The sequence below is a fragment of the Stappia sp. G46H5W genome (assembly GCF_058448995.1).
Genome location: NZ_JBZFLL010000005.1, coordinates 549,890 through 569,044, shown reverse-complemented (window position 1 = coordinate 569,044; position 19,155 = coordinate 549,890). Strand labels below are relative to the sequence as shown.

Below are 19,155 nucleotides of genomic sequence, written 5' to 3'. Positions count from 1 at the left end.
GCCAAAACCAAACCAACCAACTGGGGAAAACCAACCCGACAAACACAAAAAACCAAACTAAATCAATATCATAACAATATGCACAGGGTAATCACCCGCAACACCTGCCCCGCACACACCCGCGCCCAATCACCCCCGAAACCGCACAAAACAAACCCGCAAACACCCCAACCGTCATGCCAACGTCGCACCGAAAACACATCCTCATCCCCCCAAAATCGAGGAAACCGGTCCCAGGACAGTCCGGAAACCGCAAGCCGGGGTCTGGAGCAAGGCTCAGCGTCCCTCCATCACCTCCCTCGGACAAGCCCTTTCGCCGCGCTCGCATCCTCCGATCCCCGATTTGCAGATCAGACCCCGGCTTATCGCCCTCATCGACCTGTCACTCGCCTCTCCCCTAGTCGGCTCGCAAGGCCCGCAGCACCGCGTGGCGTCGGGAGACCGATAGCGGACAACTGGAAGCACGCGCGTGCATACGCGTGTACGCGAGCGCTTCCACCTCACCCCGGCTGCTCGATCCGACCACCCCAAATATTGCCCCGCAGGAATGCACCGCCTGACGGCCGGCGTCGATATTCCGGCGCCGAATGCGACAGCCCTCGGCAATTGTGGCAGGGCGTGTCACAAATACGCCAGATTGCTCTTGTCCTTCGGGGTTCCTATGATGCCGCCTGCGCCGTAACGGGATACCGGGCTCGGCACCGCTCTTGCCAATGGGGGAAGAGCCGGTTGTCGCGCATGTCGAGGCGCGGATTCTTTTGAAAGGTTCGGGCCCGCCCGGGAGACCTTCTCCCGCCGCCCCCCTCAAGGATAGGCATCGCGCCGGGCGCCGGGGCAGGCGTATGGCTGCGAGAAGCAGGGACGGGCCGCGAACGCGACCCGCAAGAAGGAACGTAGCGGCTGCTGCGCCGACGGGCGCTGGCGGTGGCTTTCGAGCACGACGAGAAGGACGGAATGCATCTCGGCGCGACACACCGCAATTCTCTGGACCTTGGCGACGAACCGCCGCTCATGGTCCATGACGAGCGCGACCAGCTTCCCGACCGCCGCAGGGTCAGCCTGCGCTGGCTGACCGGCTCGGTCCTGACCGGTCTCACCTCGGTGACCCTGATGGGCGGTGCCCTGTTCGCGGCGCTCGACGGACAGTACCAGGTCTCCGCAGCCCCCTCGCGGGGCGACCAGCCGGAAGCGACGACCTCGCGCGTTGTCGGCGGCAACGGGTCCACCAAGGGCGACCGCGTCATTCGCGCCGCCGCGCAATATTCAAACCGGCATGTCATCCCGGTCTCGACCCTCAACCGCATCGACGGCCGCGATCACATCAAGCTGCGTCCCTATGCGCTGGTCACCGCAACGCTGGCCACCCGCGCATCGCGCGAGGCCTCCGAGGAGATCCCTCCGTTCAATCCGCTGCAGCTGTTCTCCGATGCCAACGTGATCCCGGCCCGCGCCGTCAGCGATGCGGTCTATGACGCCCGCGTCGAAGGCGAAGTGACGATCAGCACCCGGGACTTTCCGGTCGACAATCCCCTGGCCACCACCGATGGCGGCTATGAGGAGCTGGAGATCGAGCAGTTCGTGCGCCAGTCGGCACACTTCCTGTCGGGCAACGCGGTGAGCGATGCCAGCGGCCCGGTCATCGACCCCGGCCGGTTCGACTTCAACCTGGCGCAGCAACCCGAACTGTCGCGCCTCAGCGTTCGGATCACTCCGGAAAACGTCTCCTTCGTCTCCAAGAGCGAAGCCTCGGACATTTATGCCGGCATGGAAGAGAAGATCGTGCCGGTAACGGGCGAAGAGAGCTTCCAGGAAGAGCTGATGGCGAACTATGCCACGGAGGAGGAAGCGGCCAGCATCGTCGACGCCTTCGCCCGCGAGTTCGGGATCGAGAAGCTCGACATGGGCCAGCGGCTGCGCATCGCCCTTGCGCCGAGCCCGGACGAGACCGGCCGCTTGCAGCCGCAGCGCGTCAGCCTCTATGCCGATACCGAGCACCGCGCGACGATCGCCCGCTCAGACACCGGCGAGTTCGTCTCCGCGCAGGCACCCGACACGTTCCTGGCGGACGCCTTTGCCGAGGCCGACCGGGTCGGCTATGCCGGCACCACCCCGACCATCTACGACAGTCTCTACCAGACGGCCCTGGAGCAGGAGATGCAGCCGGAGATGATCTCCGATCTGGTGCGCATCTTCTCCTTCGACGTCGACTTCAAGTCACGGGTCAAGCCGGGCGATTCCTTCGAGGTCTTCTACGGGCTCGAACAGGACAGCGACAACGTTCCGGCCGAAATCCTCTATACGGCACTGACCACGCGCAGCACGGCGCGCCGCTTCTACCGCTTCCGCACGCCCGACGACGGCCTGGTCGACTTCTATGACGAGACAGGAAAGAGCGCGAAGAAGTTCCTGATGCGCAAGCCGCTGTCCGGCGGCCAGTATCGTTCCGGCTTCGGCATGCGCCGCCACCCGATCGTCGGCGTGATGCGGCTGCACAGCGGCGTCGACTGGTCGGCCCAGCGCGGAACGCCGATCATGGCCGCCGGCAATGGCGTCGTGACCAAGGCGCGCTGGGTCTCCGGTTATGGCCAGCGCATCGAGATCCAGCATGCCAACGGCTACGAAACCACCTACAGCCACCAGACAAGCTTCGCCGACGGCATCCGCGAAGGCGTCAAGGTGCGCCAGGGCCAGGTGATCGGCTATGTCGGCTCGACCGGCCTGTCGACCGGCCCGCACCTTCACTACGAGGTCAAGGTGAACGGCCGCTTTGTGAACCCGATGCGTATCCGCCTGCCGCGCGGCCGCGTGCTGGAGGGCGACCTTCTGGCGGCGTTCCACCGCGAGCGCGAGCGCATCGACGCACTTGTCGAGCGTGCCGCCGGCCCTTCGCGCATCGCTTCGGCCTCGGCCTCGGCGATCAACTGACGCTCGGCTCCGCTCCGCGGAGCCCATGATCGAGACATGCAAAAAGGCCCGGGCATCGCTGCCCGGGCCTTTGTCTTTGGTGCGCCGTGGAACGACCGGTCAGGCCGCGGCGCTCGCCGATCCCGCCACCTCGAAGAGCAGGCGGTCGGATCCGGCGCTCGCTTCGACCGTCTGGCCGTCGGCAACGCGCCCGCCCAGGATCATCTCGGCCAGCGGATCCTGCACCTCGCGCTGGATCACCCGCTTCAGCGGCCTTGCGCCATAGGCAGGGTCGTAGCCCTTCTCGGCCAGCCAGTCGCGGGCGCTGGCATCGAGCACCAGTCCGATCTTCCGGTCGGCAAGCAGCGTCTCCAGCCGCTTGAGCTGGATGTCGACGATCGCTGCCATCTGCGAGCGCTGCAGGCGGTGGAACAGGATCTGGTCGTCCAGCCGATTGAGGAATTCCGGCCGGAACGACGAGCGCACCACAGCCATTACCTGGTCCCGCACCGCCGAGGAGTCTTCCCCGTCCGGCTGAGCCACCAGATACTCGGCCCCCAGGTTGGAGGTGAGAACGATCAGCGTGTTGCGGAAGTCGACTGTCCGGCCCTGGCCATCGGTCAGCCGCCCGTCGTCGAGCACCTGCAGCAGCACGTTGAACACGTCGCCATGGGCTTTCTCGATCTCGTCGAACAGCACGACCTGATAGGGCCTGCGCCGGACCGCCTCGGTCAGCGCGCCGCCCTCCTCATAGCCTACATAGCCGGGAGGTGCGCCGATCAGCCGGGAAACCGAGTGCTTCTCCATGTATTCCGACATGTCGAGACGGACCATCGCCGTCTCGTCGTCGAACAGGAACTCGGCCAGCGCCTTGGTCAGCTCGGTCTTGCCCACGCCAGTCGGCCCGAGGAACAGGAACGAGCCGATCGGCCGGTTCGGGTCCTGCAGGCCTGCGCGCGCACGGCGCACGGCGGTGGACACCGCATGCACCGCTTCCTGCTGGCCGATGACGCGCCGTGCCAGCTCGTCTTCCATGCGCAGCAGCTTCTCGCGCTCGCCTTCCAGCATCTTGTCGACGGGGATGCCGGTCCAGCGGGAGACCACGTGGGCCACATGGTCCGTGGTAACCGCTTCCTCGACCATCGCCCCATCGGTGCCGCCGCGCTCCTCGGCCTCGGCAAGGGCCCGCTCGAGCCCCGGAATGACGCCATAGGCGAGCTCACCCGCCTTCGCCAGGTCACCCTGGCGCTGCGCCTTCTCCAGGTCGATGCGGGCCTGCTCCAGCTGCTCCTTGAGCTTCTGTTCGGACGACAGCTTCTCCTTTTCGCCCTGCCAGCGGGTGGTGAGGGCATCCGACTCCTCTTCCAGGTCCGCCAGTTCGCCTTCCAGCTTGTCCAGCCGGTCGCGGGCCGCCGGGTCGGTCTCCTTCTTGAGAGCCTCGCGCTCGATCTTCAGCTGGATGATCCGCCGGTCGAGCTCGTCCAGTTCCTCCGGCTTGCTGTCGACCTGCATGCGCAGGCGGCTCGCCGCCTCGTCGATGAGGTCGATCGCCTTGTCGGGCAGGAACCGGTCGGTGATGTAGCGGTTCGACAGGGTCGCAGCCGCCACCACGGCCGAATCGGTGATTCGCACCCCGTGGTGAAGCTCGTACTTCTCCTTGATGCCGCGCAGGATGGAGATCGTGTCCTCCACCGTCGGCTCGTCGACGAAGACGGGCTGGAAGCGCCGCGCAAGCGCTGCGTCCTTCTCCACATACTTGCGATACTCGTCGAGGGTCGTGGCGCCGACGCAATGCAGCTCACCGCGCGCAAGCGCCGGCTTCAGCAGGTTGGAGGCATCCATCGCGCCATCCGCCTTGCCGGCACCGACCAGCGTGTGCATCTCGTCGATGAACAGGACGATGCCGCCGGCCGCCGACTGAACCTCGGACAGCACGGCCTTGAGCCGCTCCTCGAATTCGCCGCGATACTTCGCACCCGCGATCAGCGACCCCATGTCGAGCGCAAGCAGCTTCTTGTCCTTCAGGCTCTCCGGCACGTCGCCGTTGACGATTCGCAGTGCGAGCCCCTCGGCAATGGCCGTCTTGCCGACGCCCGGATCGCCGATCAGCACCGGGTTGTTCTTGGTCCGGCGCGACAGGACCTGCATGGTTCGCCGGATCTCGTCATCACGGCCGATCACCGGGTCGAGCTTGCCGTCCCGGGCGACCTGCGTCAGGTCGCGCGCATATTTCTTCAGCGCGTCGTACTGCCCTTCCGCCGAGGCGCTGTCGGCCTTGCGCCCCTTGCGCAGATCGTTGATCGCCTCGTTGAGCCGGACAGCCGTGACCCCGCCATCGGCGAGCGCCTTGCCGGCAGCGCTGTCCTTGATGATCGCCAGCGCGACCAGCAACCGCTCGACGGTGACATAGGAATCGCCCGCCTTCTCGGCGAGCTTCTCGGCCTGGTCGAACACCTGCGCCAGAGCCGGCGCCAGATACAGCTGACCGCCGCCGCCCGAGACCTTCGGGAGACCGGCAAGAGCCTTTTCGGTAGCTGCCAGCACGTCGCGCGAGCGCCCGCCCGAACGGTCGATCAGACCGGCCGCGAGCCCTTCGGGATCGTCCAGCAGAACCTTCAAGAGATGTTCGGGCGTGAACTGCTGGTGAGACTGTCCCAGCGCCTGGGTCTGCGCCGACTGGACGAAGCCCCTCGCCCGTTCGGTGTATTTCTCGAAATCCATCATGACCTCCAGATCCGGCCGCCCCCCGCAGCGAAGCGGCCTTTTCGGAATGCGGACCCGTCATGGCATCCGCACGGCCCCTCAAGGACCGTACCCAGCATATAGTGTTGCATTTCGAGCACAAAAGAGGGGGAGAGTGCGGATAGCTGCGCGGCAACGCAAAAGGGCCGCAGCATGGTGCCGCGACCCTTTCGAAACTCTGGCGTCAGGGAGCCCTGCCGTACCGGCGAGGGTCAAGCCTCTGTCGCGGCCGGCTCGGCTTCCGCTGGCTTGCGGCTGCGCGGAGCGCGCCGGGCCCGCGGCTTCTTCTCTTCGGCAGCTTCGCCGGAACCTTCGGCCTCGGCCGCAGGCTGGGCACTGCCGTTCGCCGCTTCGTCCGAAGCATCGCCTTCGCCCTGGGCGGTGCGGCTGCGGCGCAGACCACGACCACGAGCACCGCGCACACGGCGCCGGCTGCGGTCGTCGCCTTCGCCCTCGCCCTCGGTGCCATCATCGTCGCTGTCGGCGCTCTCGCCGGGCAGCGACTTGCTGTTGATCACCGGAATGTCGTCGACGAAGGGCTGCGGAGCATCCACCGGCATCACCGACTTGCCCGAAGGGGCTGCCGTCTCACGATCCCGGTCGCGGCGCTCGCCGCGGTCATGACGCTCTCCGCGCTCGCTGCGCTCGGTGCGATCATGACGCTCGGCGCGCTCCGCACGCTCGTTGCGCTCCTCGAGCTCGTCCGCCTCGTCCTCTGCCTCGTCGCCACGCGGCAGAACCACGGGCTGATGCATGCTCTGCTGAGCTGCGGCGATGATGCGCAGGTAATGCTCGGCGTGCTGGAGATAATTCTCGGACATCACGCGGTCGCCGGCAGCGGCGGCGTCGCGCGCCAGCTGCTGGTACTTCTCGGCGACATGGTGCGCGGTCCCGCGGATCTTCACATCGGGGCCGTTGGACTCATAGGTCCGCGAAAGCGGATTCGGTCCCTTGCGGCCACCACGACCGCGGATGCGCTTGTTGCTCTGATTTCCTGGTCTCATTCTGCCGTTAACTCTCAAGAACGGCGACCGGCAAATCCGGTCAGGAGTCCGGTCCACCATCGGGACCGGCGCCATGAAACGCAACTGCACAAGGCCTGTGTTGCGTGGGCCGATCAAGACAGACCTTCGGCGGGACGCGATACGACTGACGCCGTTCATTCCCGCTGGATTTTAAGGGTTCATCTTGAACAGACCGATGCCGAGCAACCCCGGGACCATCTGGTCCACCGGGCATCTTTGCCGACGGTTAGTTCCGTCGTGCGATGCGAGATCTGGCCGGAACGAAAACTATCGTACTGCCTACCCGTGGCTTCGAATGCCACCCCCGTCGGGTCTCGGCGAGGTGAACCTAGCCCTTTCCGCCCGGTTTTCCAAGCGTCTTTTTCACAAGCACTGTATCTGCCGCTATTTTGCAACACATGCTGCGCGCACGACCCGATCCTGTCCGGCAAGATCTTGAAATACTTGAATATCCTCAAGACCGGCCGATCTGGCCATTTCCGACACGGCCCCTGCCTGCGATGCACCGATTTCCAGAAAAAGCGGCGCGAATCGTCCAAGCAGTGCCCGCGTCTGAGGCAGGATCACCCGGTAGGCATCCAGACCATCTTCGCCGGCAAACAAGGCAGCGCGGGGATCGTGGTCCCTCACCTCTCGGGAGAGCTGAGATTCTTCCGTAAGGGAAATATAGGGCGGATTCGAGACAAGGAAATCCATGCCCGGCGCGAGCATCGAGGCAAAGTCTCCCAGACACGGCAGGAACCGCTCGCCGACGCCGTTCCGCACGGCGTTGTCGCGGGCCGTTGCCAGCGCCCTCGGCGCCATGTCCGTGGCCACGGCAACCGCGTTCGGCAGCTCGCTGAGCAGGGCGATGGCGATAGCCCCGCTTCCCGTGCCCAGATCCGCGAACCGGTAGGGATGGTCACGCCCCTGCGCGCCTGCGCACCAGTCGAGGACCGCCTCCACCAGGCGCTCTGTATCGGGACGCGGCTCCAGTACGTCGCGCGACAGGGCGAAGGTCAGCCCCCAGAATTCGCGAAGGCCCAGGATGCGGCCGACCGGCTCGCCCGCCAGCCGCCGGGCGATATGACTGAGCGCCCGCGCGAGTTCCTCGTCTGTGAGCTCGCGGTCGGGATCGGTAAGGGGAGCGACCGGCTCCACACCGGCGGCTGCGGCAACCAGAAGCCGCGCGTCCAGCGCCGCCGTCTCCACGCCCGCCGCCACAAGGCGCGCGCGCGCCTCGCGGCAGAGCGCGCCGATCCGACGGTCGTCCGAACCTGTGCTCACAGTCCTTCCGCCGCCAGCAGGGTTGCCTGATGGTCGAGCGCCAGCGGCTCGATCACATCGTCCAGCGCCTCGCCGCTGACCACCTCGGGGAGCTTGTAGAGCGTCAGGCCGATCCGATGGTCGGTCACCCGGCCTTGCGGAAAGTTGTAGGTGCGGATGCGTTCGGACCGGTCGCCCGACCCCACCTGCAGCCGGCGCGCCTCGGTCCGCTCGCTCGCCAGCCTTGCGCGTTCCTCGTCGAAAATGCGGGCGCGCAGCAGCTGCAAGGCCTTGGCCTTGTTCTTGTGCTGCGAGCGCTCGTCCTGCACCGCCACGACGATGCCGGTCGGCATATGGGTGATGCGCACGGCCGAATCGGTGGTGTTGACGTGCTGGCCGCCGGCGCCCGAAGCACGGAACGTGTCGATGCGCAGATCCGCATCGTTGATCTGGACGTCGACGTCCTCGGCCTGCGGCAGCACCGCCACCGTCGCCGCCGAGGTGTGGATGCGCCCGCCCGATTCCGTCTCCGGCACGCGCTGCACCCGGTGGACGCCCGATTCGAACTTCAGCCGGGCGAAGACCTGGTCGCCGGTCACCGACGCGATCACTTCCTTGAAGCCGCCGACTTCGCCCTCGCTCGCCGAAACGATCTCGACCTTCCAGCCCTTCAGCTGCGCATAGCGCTGATACATGCGGAAAAGATCGCCGGCAAAGAGCGCCGCCTCGTCGCCGCCGGTTCCAGCCCGCACCTCGAGGATGACGTTTCGATCGTCCGCCACATCCTTGGGCAGGAAGCCGATGCGGACCTCCTGCGCCAGCGCCTCGACGCGTTCGCGCAAGTCGTCCAGCTCGAGCTCGGCAAGCTCGCGCATTTCCGCATCGGCCGCCGGATCGACAAGCATCGCCTCGACGCCCGCCAGTTCCTCCTCCGCCTTGCGCAGGGCCGTGATCCGCGCGGCCAGCGGCTCCAGTTCGGCATAGTCGCGAGACAGGCGGACATAGGTCTGCGGGTCCGGATTCTGGCTCATCCGGTATTCGAGTTCGGCGACGCGCGTCAGCAGCGCATCCAGTTTTTCCGCCGGGATCATGGCGTTACGATCCTCAAGATTCGGGAAAAGAAGCCCTTGCGGGCAAGGCAGACCCTTCGGGGAGGCAGCCTCGCTACAAGGCAACGTCCGTGTCGGACGCAAAGGCGCGCAGGAAGCCGCGGATATCGGCGGCGGCCGGCTCGTCGAGACGCGGCAGCAGGCGCGTCGCCAGCCGGCCGACATCGAGCGTGCGGACCATCGCCTTCACCGGGCCGAGAGCCGACGCCGACATCGACAGGCTGCGATAGCCCAGCGCCGCGAGCGCCATCGCCTCCAGCGGCCGTCCAGCGATCTCGCCGCACAGCGTCACCGGAGTGGCATAGGCCTTGGCCTTGTCGACGATATGCTTCAGCGCCCGCAGGAATGCGGGGCTCATCGTGTCGAAGCGGCCCGCAACCCTGGTGTTGCCCCGGTCGACGGCACTGAAGAACTGGAACAGATCGTTCGAGCCGATCGAGACGAAGTCCACCGCCTGGAACAGCTCGTCGAGCTGGTAGAGGAGCGAGGGCACCTCGATCATCACCCCGAGCATCAGCCGCTCGGGAACCGGATAGCCGTGGCGGCGCAGGTGCTTCATCTCGCGCTCGACCACGCCGCGGGCGCGGTGGAACTCGGCAACCTCGGTCACCATCGGGAACATCAGCTTCAGATCGCGCCCGGCAGCGGCATGCAGCAGGGCCCGGACCTGGGTGCGCAGGATCCCCGGACGGTCGAGGCCGAAGCGGATCGCCCGCCAGCCCATGGCCGGGTTCTCTTCCTGGATCGCCCGCAGGTAAGGCAGTACCTTGTCGCCGCCGATATCCAGCGTGCGGAAGGTGACCGGCCGTCCACCCGCCGCGTCCAGCACCTGGCGGTAATAGTCGCGCTGCTCGCTCATCCGCGGAAAGGCGGAGGCGACCATGAACTGCAGCTCGGTGCGGAACAGCCCGACGCCGCTCGCCCCCGATTCGGCAACCGCCGGCAGGTCGACCAGCAGGCCGGCATTCAGCTGCAGCGAGACATCCACCCCGTCGCGGCTGATCGAGGGCTTGTTGCGCAGCCGCCGGTACTGGGCCTGCCGGCGAGCGCGGAAGCGGACCTTCTCCGCATAGGCATTCTCGATGTCGGTTGCCGGGCGCAGATGCACCTGGCCGCTCTCGCCGTCGACGATGATCGGATCGCCGGCCTCGGCGAGGCTGACGAGATTGTCCGCAAGTCCCACCGCCGCGATGCCCAGGGCCCTCGCAACGATGGTGACATGGCTGGTGGGACCGCCCTCCTCCAGCGCGATGGCGCGCACCCGGTCGCGGCCGTAGTCGAGCAGCTCCGCCGCGCCCATGTTGCGGGCGATGATCACCGCGTCCTGCGGCAGGCTCTCCGACAGCGGCCCGTGCTGGCGGCCCATGAGCTCGCGGATCAGACGATGCGCGAGATCGTCGAGATCGTGCAGACGCTCGCGCAGATAGGGGTCGGTCTGGCGCAGCATGCGCGCGCGCGTGTCCGACTGCACCTTCTCCACCGCCGCCTCTGCGGTCAGGCCGTTGTTGATCGCTTCCTCGATCTTCCGGATCCAGCCCCGGTCATGGGCGAACATCCGGTACGCCTCGAGCACGTCGCGATGCTCGCCGTGCTGGGCGAAGTCGCCGGAATTCAGCAGATCGTCGAGCGAGATCCGCAGCCGGTTGATAGCCCGCTCCAGCCGCTCCAGCTCGGCGCCCGCATCCTCGGCGATCAGATTGGTGACCACGACGCGCGGCTCGTGCAGCACCACATGGCCAAGGCCCACGCCGTCGGACAGGGCAACGCCCTGGAAATGCATGGGACGGGTCAGGTCGAGCTTGGTGCCCTGCTGGACGATGGCTTCCAGCTCGCCGGCGGCGACCATCTCGGCGATCACCATCGCCGTGGTCTGCAGCGCCTCCACCTCGTCCTCGAAATAGGTCCGGTGCGACTGGTTCTGGACGACGAGCACGCCGAGCGTCCGCCCGGCGCGCAGGATCGGCACGCCGAGGAAGGAGTTGTAGGCCTCCTCACCCGTTTCCGGGCGATAGGCAAAGGCGGGATGCGCCTGGGCGTTCGGCAGGTTGAGCGGCCGCGCATCGGCGGCGATGAGGCCGACAAGGCCTTCGCCGACCTTCAGGCTGGTCTTGTGGACGGCATCGCGGTTGAGGCCCTCGGTGGCATAGAGCTCGAGGACGCCATCGGCACGCAGGATATAGACCGAGCAGACCTCGGCCACCACGTTGGCCGCGATCAGGACTACGATCTTGTCGAGCCGCTCCTGTGCGTTGATCGGCTCCGCCATGACCTCGCGGAGGCGCCGCAACAGCACGCGCGGCCCTGCGAGAGTGCTCCGCATCACCCGTCAGATCCTTTCCGCACCACCGTCATGGGCCCGCGGGCCCGAAGGCCCGCGTCGCGAGGCGGCAGGTGCCGCGGATCGCTTACCCGTCCAGATCGTATAGCGAATGGAGAGTCCGCACCGCAAGCTCGGTATAGGCGGAATCGATGAGAACCGAGATCTTGATCTCCGACGTCGTGATGGCGCGGATGTTGATTCCCTTCTCGGCAAGGCCCTGGAAACAGCGCGCGGCGATGCCCGCATGCGAGCGCATGCCGATGCCGATCACCGACACCTTGACCACGTCGCGCGCGCCCTCGACCGCCTGGTAGCCGATCAGGTCCTTCTTGTCGCGCAGCACCGAGAAGGCGCGGTCGTAGTCGCTTTCCGGCACCGTGAAGGTGATGTCGGTGGTGCGCCCGTCCGGCGAGATGTTCTGGACGATCATGTCGACATTGATGTTGGCATCGGCCAGGGAGCCGAACACGGCACTGGCGACGCCGGGCTTGTCGGCCACGTTGCGGATGGAAATCTGCGCCTCGTCCTTCGCGAAGGCGATGCCGGTTACGACTTGCTGTTCCACGATCTCGTCCTCGTCGCAGATGAGTGTTCCCGGGGGCAGGCCGCCCGCGCCGAGCTGCGGCGCATCCGGGTCGTCGAAGCTGGAGCGCACGAAGGTGCGTACTCCGTGTACCATGGCCATCTCGACCGAGCGCACCTGCAGCACCTTTGCGCCGAGCGACGCCATTTCGAGCATTTCCTCGAAGGCGATGCGCTCCAGGCGGCGTGCACGGGGCACGATGCGCGGATCGGTGGTGTAGACGCCGTCGACATCCGTGTAGATGTCGCAGCGGTCGGCACGGATGGCTGCGGCCAGCGCAACCGCGCTGGTGTCGGAGCCGCCGCGCCCGAGCGTGGCGATGCGGTTGTCCGGGGCAACGCCCTGGAAACCGGCGACCACGGCCACCTGGCCCTTTTCCAGCCGCTCGATCAGCTTGCCGCCGTCGATATCCGTGATACGGGCGGCGCCATGCTGGGAATCGGTCTTCAGCGGGATCTGCCAGCCCTGCCAGGACCGGGCCTCGACGCCCATGTCCTGCAGCACGATGGCCAGAAGGCCGCTCGTCACCTGCTCGCCGGACGACACCACCGCATCGTACTCGCGGGCGTCGTGCAGCAAGGAGGCCTCGCGGCACAGGCCGACCAGCTTGTTGGTCTCGCCCGACATGGCGGAGACGACGACCGCCACCTGATGGCCGGCGTCGACCTCCCGTTTCACATGCCGCGCCACATTGCGGATGCGTTCGAGATTTGCGACGGACGTGCCGCCGAACTTGAGAACCAGACGGGCCATGAGCTGTGTTAAGTCGTCTTCGAGAAGGTGAAGGTCGGCCGCCGGGACAGCGGGCCGGATCGGGCGACATCCATACAGACTGCGGCCCGCCGCCGCAACTGCCACGCTTGACAAAGAGCCTGCGACACTTGACCAAACCTTCGGGGAAAACCGAAAGGACAGCAGCATGAGCGCCGCAGAAACCGTCGCCGGCGGATCCGGCACCACGATCGACGATGCCGAGGTCGCCCGTTTCTCGGCCATGGCCGCCGAATGGTGGGATCCGGCAGGCAAGTTCCGCCCGCTGCACAAGTTCAATCCGGTGCGCCTTGCCTATATCAAGCGCCAGGTCTGCGCCCATTTCGGCCGCGACGAAAAGGCGCCGGATGCCTTTGCCGGACTGCGCCTGCTCGATATCGGCTGCGGCGGCGGCCTGCTCAGCGAGCCGATGGCCCGTCTCGGCGCGCAGGTGACCGGGGCCGACGCCTCGGCCACCAATATCGAGGTGGCAAAGATCCACGCCGCGAGCTCCGGCCTTGCCATCGACTACCGTGCGACAACGGCGGAAGCTCTGGCAGCGGCAGGCGAGCAATTCGATGTCGTCCTCAACATGGAAGTGGTCGAGCACGTCGCCGACGTGCAGCTCTACCTCGACGCCTGTGCGCAGCTGGTGAAGCCGGGCGGGCTGATGTTCGTCGCCACGATCAACCGCACGCTGAAGGCCTACGCCCTGGCGATCATCGGCGCGGAAGTCGTCCTGCGCTGGCTGCCGCGCGGCACCCACACCTACGAGAAGCTGGTGCGCCCGCAGGAACTGCTGGAGCCGCTGGCGGCGGCCGGCCTGCAGGAGATGGAGCGTTGCGGCGTCTCCTTCGATCCCCTGCGCGACCGCTGGCAGGAAACATCGGACACCGACGTCAACTACATGATGCTCTTCTCGCGGCCGGCCTGACGCCTCGCCGCTGACCGGCCGACACAAGGACACAGCCGATGGATCCCCTCGTTCTCGTTCCCGGTCTGCTTTGCACCGAGGCGCTGTTTGCACCGCAGATCGGCGAGCTGGCGCGCGACGGGGTCCAGGTGCAGGTCGCCGATCACCGGCAGGACGAGACGATCGCGGCCATCGCCACCCGGCTGTTGGCCGAGGCACCGCCCCGGTTCGCTCTCGCCGGCCTGTCGATGGGCGGATACGTCGCGATGGAGGTGATGCGCCGGGCGCCCGACCGGGTGACGCGGCTGATGCTGCTGGATACCTCGGCGCGGGCCGACACCGCCGAGCAGACGGCGAACCGCCGCCGCCTGATGGCCCTTGCCGAAAGCGGCAAGTTCGACCAGGTGACGCCGTCGCTGTTTCCGCTCTTCGTGCATGAGGACAGACAGGACGATTCCGCGCTGCGCGCGCTCGTCATGCAGATGGCGGCAGCAACCGGTCCCGGCGCCTTCGTACGGCAGGAAAAGGCCATTCTGGCCCGCGAGGATTCGCGTCCCTTCCTCGGCGCCATCACCTGCCCGACCACCATCGTCGTCGGCGCGGGCGACCGGCTGACACCGCCGGAGTTGGCGCGCGAGATACAGAACCTGATCCCGCGCGCCCGTCTCGAGACGGTGGTCGGCGCGGGACATCTTCCCACGCTCGAGGCACCGGACGCCGTCACCGGCCTGATGCGCACCTGGCTGGGCGCCTGACCGGCCGGACCGGGTCCTAGTTGCCGGCCGCGGCCGCCTCGAGCCCGGCGATGTCCATCTTGACCATGGACAGCATGGCTTCCGAAACCCGCTTCACGACCGCCGGATCGGGATCGTCCATCAGTTCTCGGAGCCGTCGCGGCGTGATCTGCCAGCTGAGGCCCCAGCGGTCGCGCAACCAGCCGCACTGTTCGATCTCGCCCCCTTGCGAGAGCCCGTCCCACAGGCGGTCGATCTCGGCCTGATCCTCGCACTCCACCATCACCGAGAACGTGTGGTTGAAGCCCCAGGGCGCGGCCGCCTCGAAAGCCCTGTAGCGCTGGTCGCCGAGCCGGAAGGCGGCGATCTTCACGCTGCCCGGCGGGCCCGACGGCGATTCCGCCTGCAGCGCCGATGTCCATTCGATTGCCGAGCCGGGAATCAGCCGGGCGTAGGTTTCAAGCGCCCCGGCCATGTCCTCCCGGAACCAAAGATGCTGGATGATCGTCGCCATGGCCTCCTCCGAGCCGTTGGATGAAAGCGCCTTGCGCCCGCCGCCGGCCGGCATGCGGGCGCAAGGCCAGGTCGTCACGCGTCGAGGATCGGCGCGAAGCCGCCGAAGATCATCCGCTTGCCGTCGAAGGGCATGGTGTCGCCCATCTCCTTCATGCGCGGATCGCTCATCATCTTCTGGACCGCGGCGTCGCGGATCTCCTTGGACGGATATTCGATCCAGCTGAACACGACGATCTCGTCTTCCGTTGCTTTCACGGCGCCCCGGAAATCCGTGACCTTGCCGTCCGGCACATCGTCGCCCCAGCACTCGACCACGCGGCTGGCGCCGAATTCGCGGAACAGCGGGGCAACCTTCGCCGCCAGCTTCAGATAACTGTCCTTGTTGGCCGCCGGTACCGCGACCACGAAACCATCGACATACCCCATTGCAACCATATCCGTGTCTCCCGTTTGTTTGCTCGTTGGGGGAATTCCCAGGAAACGGTCAGCCGCCTACGACTGCGCCAGCGCCGCCTGGTCCATCCAGTAAAGTTCGAAGATGTGGCCGTCCGGGTCTTCGCAGCTGCGGCCATACATGAACCCGTGATCCTGCACCGGCCCCGGGTCTGCCCGCCCTCCGGCCGCGACCCCGGCGGCCACCAGCGCATCCACCTCGTCGCGGCTACCGACGGACAGTGCGAACAGGCCCTGTACCTGGGTGCGGGCATCGATGATGGCCTTGTCGGTGAAGTCCGAGAACCGCTCATGCGTCAGCAGCATCACCACGAAGCTGTCCGAATGGACCATCGCCGCCGCCCGATCGTCGGAAAACTGCATGTTCTGCGTCGCGCCCAGCGCCTGGTGGAACCCGATGGCGGCGCCCAGATCGGATACCGGCAGGTTGAGAAACATCATCTTGGTCACGCAGAATTCCTTGTTTTGCCGCTTCGCACGGCACCATGCTTGCGAAGCCTGTGAACAAACGCATCCGGAGTGTCGGATTCGCTTGACTAAAAGGTTGATATCAACATATTTAGATCATGTCAAACAGGCTACCCTTCGAAACGACGATAGAGGTGCGCGACACCTGCCTCTGCCTGCACGCACAGCGGGCCGCGCGGGCGCTTGCGCGCCGCTTCGACGAGGCTCTGAAGCCCTTCGGCCTCACCAACGGACAGTTTTCGCTGCTGATGTCGCTGAACAGGCCCGACCCGCCGCCGCTCGGCCCGGTCGCACGCCTTCTGGCGATGGACCGCACGACGCTGACAGCCGCGCTCAAGCCGCTGGAGCGCAACGGCCTCGTCGCCTCCCGTCCCGACCCGAAGGACCGGCGCAGCCGGCTGCTGATCCTCACCGAAAAGGGGCACGAGACCTTGATCGCCGCGGTCCCCGTCTGGCGTTCGGTCCATGCGGAGATCGACGCGTCGCTGCCCGGCGACGGGCCGGATCAGGCGCGCAAGTTGCTGGGGGCTCTGGGAAATATCGGAAGCTAGGAGAAACCGTGCACAAGGCGCGATCCGTGCAGGACCGTCAGTTCCGGTCCTCTGGAAGCACCGGCAGCGGCAATACCGGAATGCCTTCTTCCAGCAACTCGCCGACATCCTCGCGCGAGGCCGCGCCGAAGATGCCGCGCGCTTCCGCCTCGCCATAGTGGATCTTGCGCGCCTCTTCCGGAAAGGCTGCCCCGACATCCTCCGCATTGGCGGTCAGTTCCGCCCGCAGTGCCCGCAGCTTCTCCATCAGCGCCGCCTGCTCCGGCGAGCGCGCGGCGGCGATCGCCGGCACCTGTGCCGGCTCCGCCCCTTCTGCCGCAGCTGCCTGCCGCACGGAGGCCGCCACCTTCTCGGCCCGCGCCTCCTTGCTGCGCGAGGTGGAGACAGCCGGCGCCATCAACGCCTTGTCGACGTCGCCGGACCCGCAGGCCGGGCAGGCAAGAAAGCCGCTTGCCTTCTGCTTCTCGAAGTCCTCAAGCCCGCGAAACCAGCCCTCGAACGCATGACCGGCCTTGCAGCACAGCGCGTAGCGGATCACTCGGCAGCCTCCGTCCTGGCCGTGCCGCCCTGCGGGGCGACAACGGTGAAGGTCCGCTGGTTGGCGATGGCCGGGATCCGCTGGCGCGCCTCATCGGCTTTCTCGAGCTCGAGCGTGGCCAGCGCGTAGCCCGGCTCGTCGCCATCCACCTCGGCGATCACCTCGCCCCAGGGCGCGACGATCAGGCTGTGGCCGTAGGTCTCGCGCCCGTCCTCGTGGCGGCCGCCTTGCGCAGCCGAGACCACGAAGGCGCCGTTCTCGATCGCCCGCGCCCGCTGCAGCACATGCCAATGCGCTTCGCCCGTCTGCCGGGTAAAGGCGGCCGGCGCGGTGAGCACCCGCGCGCCCGCGCCCGCCTGGGCACGGAACAGGGCCGGAAAACGAATGTCGTAGCAGATGCCGAGCCCGACCAGCGTGCCGGCGGCCGGCACCACCAGGGCCTCGCCGCCCGGCTGGTACGTTGCCGATTCGCGCCAGCTCTCGCCGTTGGGCAGATCGACGTCGAACATGTGGATCTTGTCGTAGCGGGCAAGCATTGCCCCGTCGGACCCGAACAGGAACCCGCGATTGGCAGCCTTTTCCGCGCCCGTGCGGATCGCCAGCGAGCCGATATGCAGCACGATGCCGAGCTCGGCGGCCAGCGCCGAGAAGGCGGCAACGGACGGATCCTCGGCCTCAGGCGAAATCTTGGCGAAAAGATCCGCCCGGCTGCGCTCCAGCAGGTTGGTCATTTCCGGCGTCTGGACATAGGTGGCGCCGTCCGCCGCGGCCTGCCGTATCAGCTGCGTTGCCGCGTCGATATTGGCCGCAACATCCCGCCCGCTGCGCATCTGGATCACAGCCGCGACGACTGTGCCGCCCGTTGCCTTGCTCATGACGTCCGTCCCGTTCTCGGTCTTCCGGTTTTCGTGCCCGGCGCGGCTCAGTTCGCCGCGAGCAACGCGTCGAGCCGGCCTTCGCGCTCCAGCGCCATCAGGTCGTCGCAGCCGCCGACATGGGTATCGCCGATGAAGATCTGCGGAAAGGTCGTGCCGCCGCGCCCTGTGCTGGCCCGCTGGATCATCTCCTTGCGCAGCTCCGGGCTGTAGGTGGCGTCGAACTCGCGAAACGCCACCTCCTTCTTCTGCAGGAGCTGCTTGGCCATGGCGCAATAACCGCACAGCTGCCGCGTATAGATCTCCACTGCCATGATATCCGTCCTGCCGTCCCCAAGCTTGCGCGCCGACTGCATCCTTGCGAAGCCGGCACGGGTTTTCCTCCCTTGCATATATTGACCATTTCGCGTTCGCCGCAAGTCGTCAGCCGAGCGGGGTGTCCGCCCCCGCATGCGCGAAGACCATGACATCCACGGCCGCCGCGCCCTCGCGCAGCAAGGCGCGGGTCGCCGCGCCGACCGTCGCGCCCGTCGTGTAGACGTCGTCGACCAGCACCACCCGCCGCCCGGAGATCGCCATCAGCCCTTCCGGCGTGAGCGTAAAGGCGCCGCTGACATTGCGCGCCCGCGCCGCCGCATCCAGCCCGACCTGCTGCCGGGTACGCTTGCTCCGGACCAGCGCCTGCGGCGCGACCTCCAGCCCCACGGCCCGGCCCATCTCGCGCGCCAGCAGTCCGGACTGATTGTAGCGCCGGCCCCACAGCCGCAGGCGGTGCAACGGCACCGGCACGATCACGGGCGGCCCTGCCTCGTCTTCGCGCGGCGCAAGCAGTTCGCTGCCCGCCCGCGCCATCCACTGCCCCATGGCACCGGCCATGGACGGCCGGTCGTAATATTTCAGCCGCGACACCAGCACCCGCGCCGGCCCCTCATAGGCGGCAACGGCCCGCAGCCGGTCGAAGGCCGGCGGGCGGGCGATCGCCTGCGGCGACAGGGCACCAGGCCCAAGATCGTAGGCGAAGGGCAGGCCGAGACGCTCGCACCACGGCGGCGCCAGGAACGGCATCCCGTCCCAGCATGACGGGCAGAGCGTCGCCTCCTGCCCGACGATGGCATCGCAGGCAAGGCATGTCGGCGGCAAAAGAAGATCCAGCACGCGCCGCCCGGCGGCAGCGAAGGCGCCCGCCACAGCCTTGCCGCCGACCCGCCTGCCGATCCGGTCGCCGTCTGCTATCGCTTCGCTGCCCGCCATTCTCCCGCCTGCCTTGCCGCCCGAGCTTTTCCGGCACAAGTGAACGCGCAAGCGGCGCGCAATGCAATCGAAACGCGAACTGGCTTCTGGCCCTTTGGAAGCAAACACGCCGCCCCCTTGATCCCTCGCCCTTCCCGGCGCTACCAGTGGCACGCTGCCGCCGTGGCGGCCGGGCCAC

Annotated in this window: 17 protein-coding genes; 4 read left to right on the top strand and 13 right to left on the bottom strand. The window is 67.1% G+C overall.

What is annotated here, in order from left to right; all coding sequences use genetic code 11:
- Positions 1-924: 924 nt before the first annotated feature.
- Positions 925-2,925, top strand: coding sequence for a M23 family metallopeptidase (locus ACVJ6E_RS18260; RefSeq protein WP_208996835.1), 2,001 nt, complete (start codon positions 925-927; stop codon positions 2,923-2,925).
- A 99-nt stretch (positions 2,926-3,024) separates the two neighbouring features.
- Here ACVJ6E_RS18260 and clpB read toward each other — a convergent pair whose 3' ends face one another.
- From clpB to ACVJ6E_RS18230, 6 genes are all read right to left on the bottom strand, one after another.
- Positions 3,025-5,625: an ATP-dependent chaperone ClpB gene (gene clpB, locus ACVJ6E_RS18255; RefSeq protein WP_120270247.1), complete on the bottom strand. Its 2,601-nt coding sequence runs from the start codon at positions 5,623-5,625 to the stop codon at positions 3,025-3,027.
- 233 nt (positions 5,626-5,858) lie between these two features.
- Entirely contained in the window at positions 5,859-6,650 is a 792-nt protein-coding gene (locus ACVJ6E_RS18250) for a DUF4167 domain-containing protein (protein ID WP_120270181.1), read from the bottom strand.
- Positions 6,651-7,055: 405 nt separating this feature from the next.
- A complete protein-coding gene (prmC, locus tag ACVJ6E_RS18245) occupies positions 7,056-7,937 on the bottom strand; it encodes a peptide chain release factor N(5)-glutamine methyltransferase (RefSeq protein ID WP_199681434.1) in 882 nt (293 codons plus the stop codon).
- Entirely contained in the window at positions 7,934-9,007 is a 1,074-nt protein-coding gene (gene prfA, locus ACVJ6E_RS18240; RefSeq protein ID WP_120270180.1) for a peptide chain release factor 1, read from the bottom strand. The genes prmC and prfA overlap by 4 nt, the downstream gene beginning before the upstream one ends.
- Positions 9,008-9,080: 73 nt before the next feature.
- On the bottom strand, positions 9,081-11,345 hold the full coding sequence (gene ptsP / locus ACVJ6E_RS18235; protein WP_120270179.1) for a phosphoenolpyruvate--protein phosphotransferase: 2,265 nt from the start codon (positions 11,343-11,345) through the stop codon (positions 9,081-9,083).
- 85 nt (positions 11,346-11,430) lie between these two features.
- Positions 11,431-12,681 (bottom strand): aspartate kinase, encoded by a 1,251-nt coding sequence (locus tag ACVJ6E_RS18230; RefSeq protein ID WP_120270178.1) that lies wholly within the window; start codon positions 12,679-12,681, stop codon positions 11,431-11,433.
- Between the two features lie 166 nt (positions 12,682-12,847).
- Between ACVJ6E_RS18230 and ubiG the strand changes: the two genes are divergently transcribed.
- A complete protein-coding gene (gene ubiG / locus ACVJ6E_RS18225) occupies positions 12,848-13,612 on the top strand; it encodes a bifunctional 2-polyprenyl-6-hydroxyphenol methylase/3-demethylubiquinol 3-O-methyltransferase UbiG (RefSeq protein ID WP_120270177.1) in 765 nt (254 codons plus the stop codon).
- 38 nt (positions 13,613-13,650) lie between these two features.
- The gene (locus tag ACVJ6E_RS18220) at positions 13,651-14,346 is read left to right on the top strand and encodes an alpha/beta fold hydrolase (protein ID WP_120270176.1); all 696 of its coding nucleotides are present in this window, start codon (positions 13,651-13,653) and stop codon (positions 14,344-14,346) included.
- A gap of 16 nt (positions 14,347-14,362) precedes the next feature.
- Here the strand turns inward: ACVJ6E_RS18220 and ACVJ6E_RS18215 are convergent, their stop codons facing one another.
- The 3 genes from ACVJ6E_RS18215 to ACVJ6E_RS18205 form a co-directional block, all read right to left on the bottom strand.
- A complete protein-coding gene (locus ACVJ6E_RS18215; protein ID WP_120270245.1) occupies positions 14,363-14,839 on the bottom strand; it encodes a VOC family protein in 477 nt (158 codons plus the stop codon).
- 74 nt (positions 14,840-14,913) lie between these two features.
- Positions 14,914-15,267, bottom strand: a complete 354-nt coding sequence (locus ACVJ6E_RS18210; RefSeq protein ID WP_120270175.1) for a DUF1428 domain-containing protein — start codon at positions 15,265-15,267, stop codon at positions 14,914-14,916.
- A 66-nt stretch (positions 15,268-15,333) separates the two neighbouring features.
- Positions 15,334-15,744: a VOC family protein gene (locus tag ACVJ6E_RS18205; RefSeq protein WP_120270174.1), complete on the bottom strand. Its 411-nt coding sequence runs from the start codon at positions 15,742-15,744 to the stop codon at positions 15,334-15,336.
- Positions 15,745-15,860: 116 nt separating this feature from the next.
- Here ACVJ6E_RS18205 and ACVJ6E_RS18200 point away from each other — a divergent pair, with 116 nt between their 5' ends.
- Entirely contained in the window at positions 15,861-16,313 is a 453-nt protein-coding gene (locus ACVJ6E_RS18200) for a MarR family transcriptional regulator (protein ID WP_120270173.1), read from the top strand.
- A 37-nt stretch (positions 16,314-16,350) separates the two neighbouring features.
- Here ACVJ6E_RS18200 and ACVJ6E_RS18195 read toward each other — a convergent pair whose 3' ends face one another.
- The 4 genes from ACVJ6E_RS18195 to ACVJ6E_RS18180 all read right to left on the bottom strand — a co-directional run bounded on the left by ACVJ6E_RS18195 (position 16,351) and on the right by ACVJ6E_RS18180 (position 18,959).
- Positions 16,351-16,851, bottom strand: coding sequence for a DUF1178 family protein (locus ACVJ6E_RS18195; protein ID WP_120270172.1), 501 nt, complete (start codon positions 16,849-16,851; stop codon positions 16,351-16,353).
- Positions 16,848-17,726 carry a carbon-nitrogen hydrolase family protein gene (locus ACVJ6E_RS18190; RefSeq protein WP_120270171.1) on the bottom strand — a complete coding sequence of 293 codons (879 nt, stop codon included), beginning with the start codon at positions 17,724-17,726 and terminating at the stop codon, positions 16,848-16,850. The genes ACVJ6E_RS18195 and ACVJ6E_RS18190 overlap by 4 nt, the downstream gene beginning before the upstream one ends.
- Positions 17,727-17,773: 47 nt before the next feature.
- Positions 17,774-18,043, bottom strand: a complete 270-nt coding sequence (gene grxC / locus ACVJ6E_RS18185) for a glutaredoxin 3 (protein WP_067224747.1) — start codon at positions 18,041-18,043, stop codon at positions 17,774-17,776.
- Between the two features lie 106 nt (positions 18,044-18,149).
- Complete coding sequence (locus tag ACVJ6E_RS18180; protein ID WP_491676506.1) at positions 18,150-18,959, bottom strand: ComF family protein; 810 nt, start codon at positions 18,957-18,959, stop codon at positions 18,150-18,152.
- Positions 18,960-19,155: the final 196 nt, after the last annotated feature.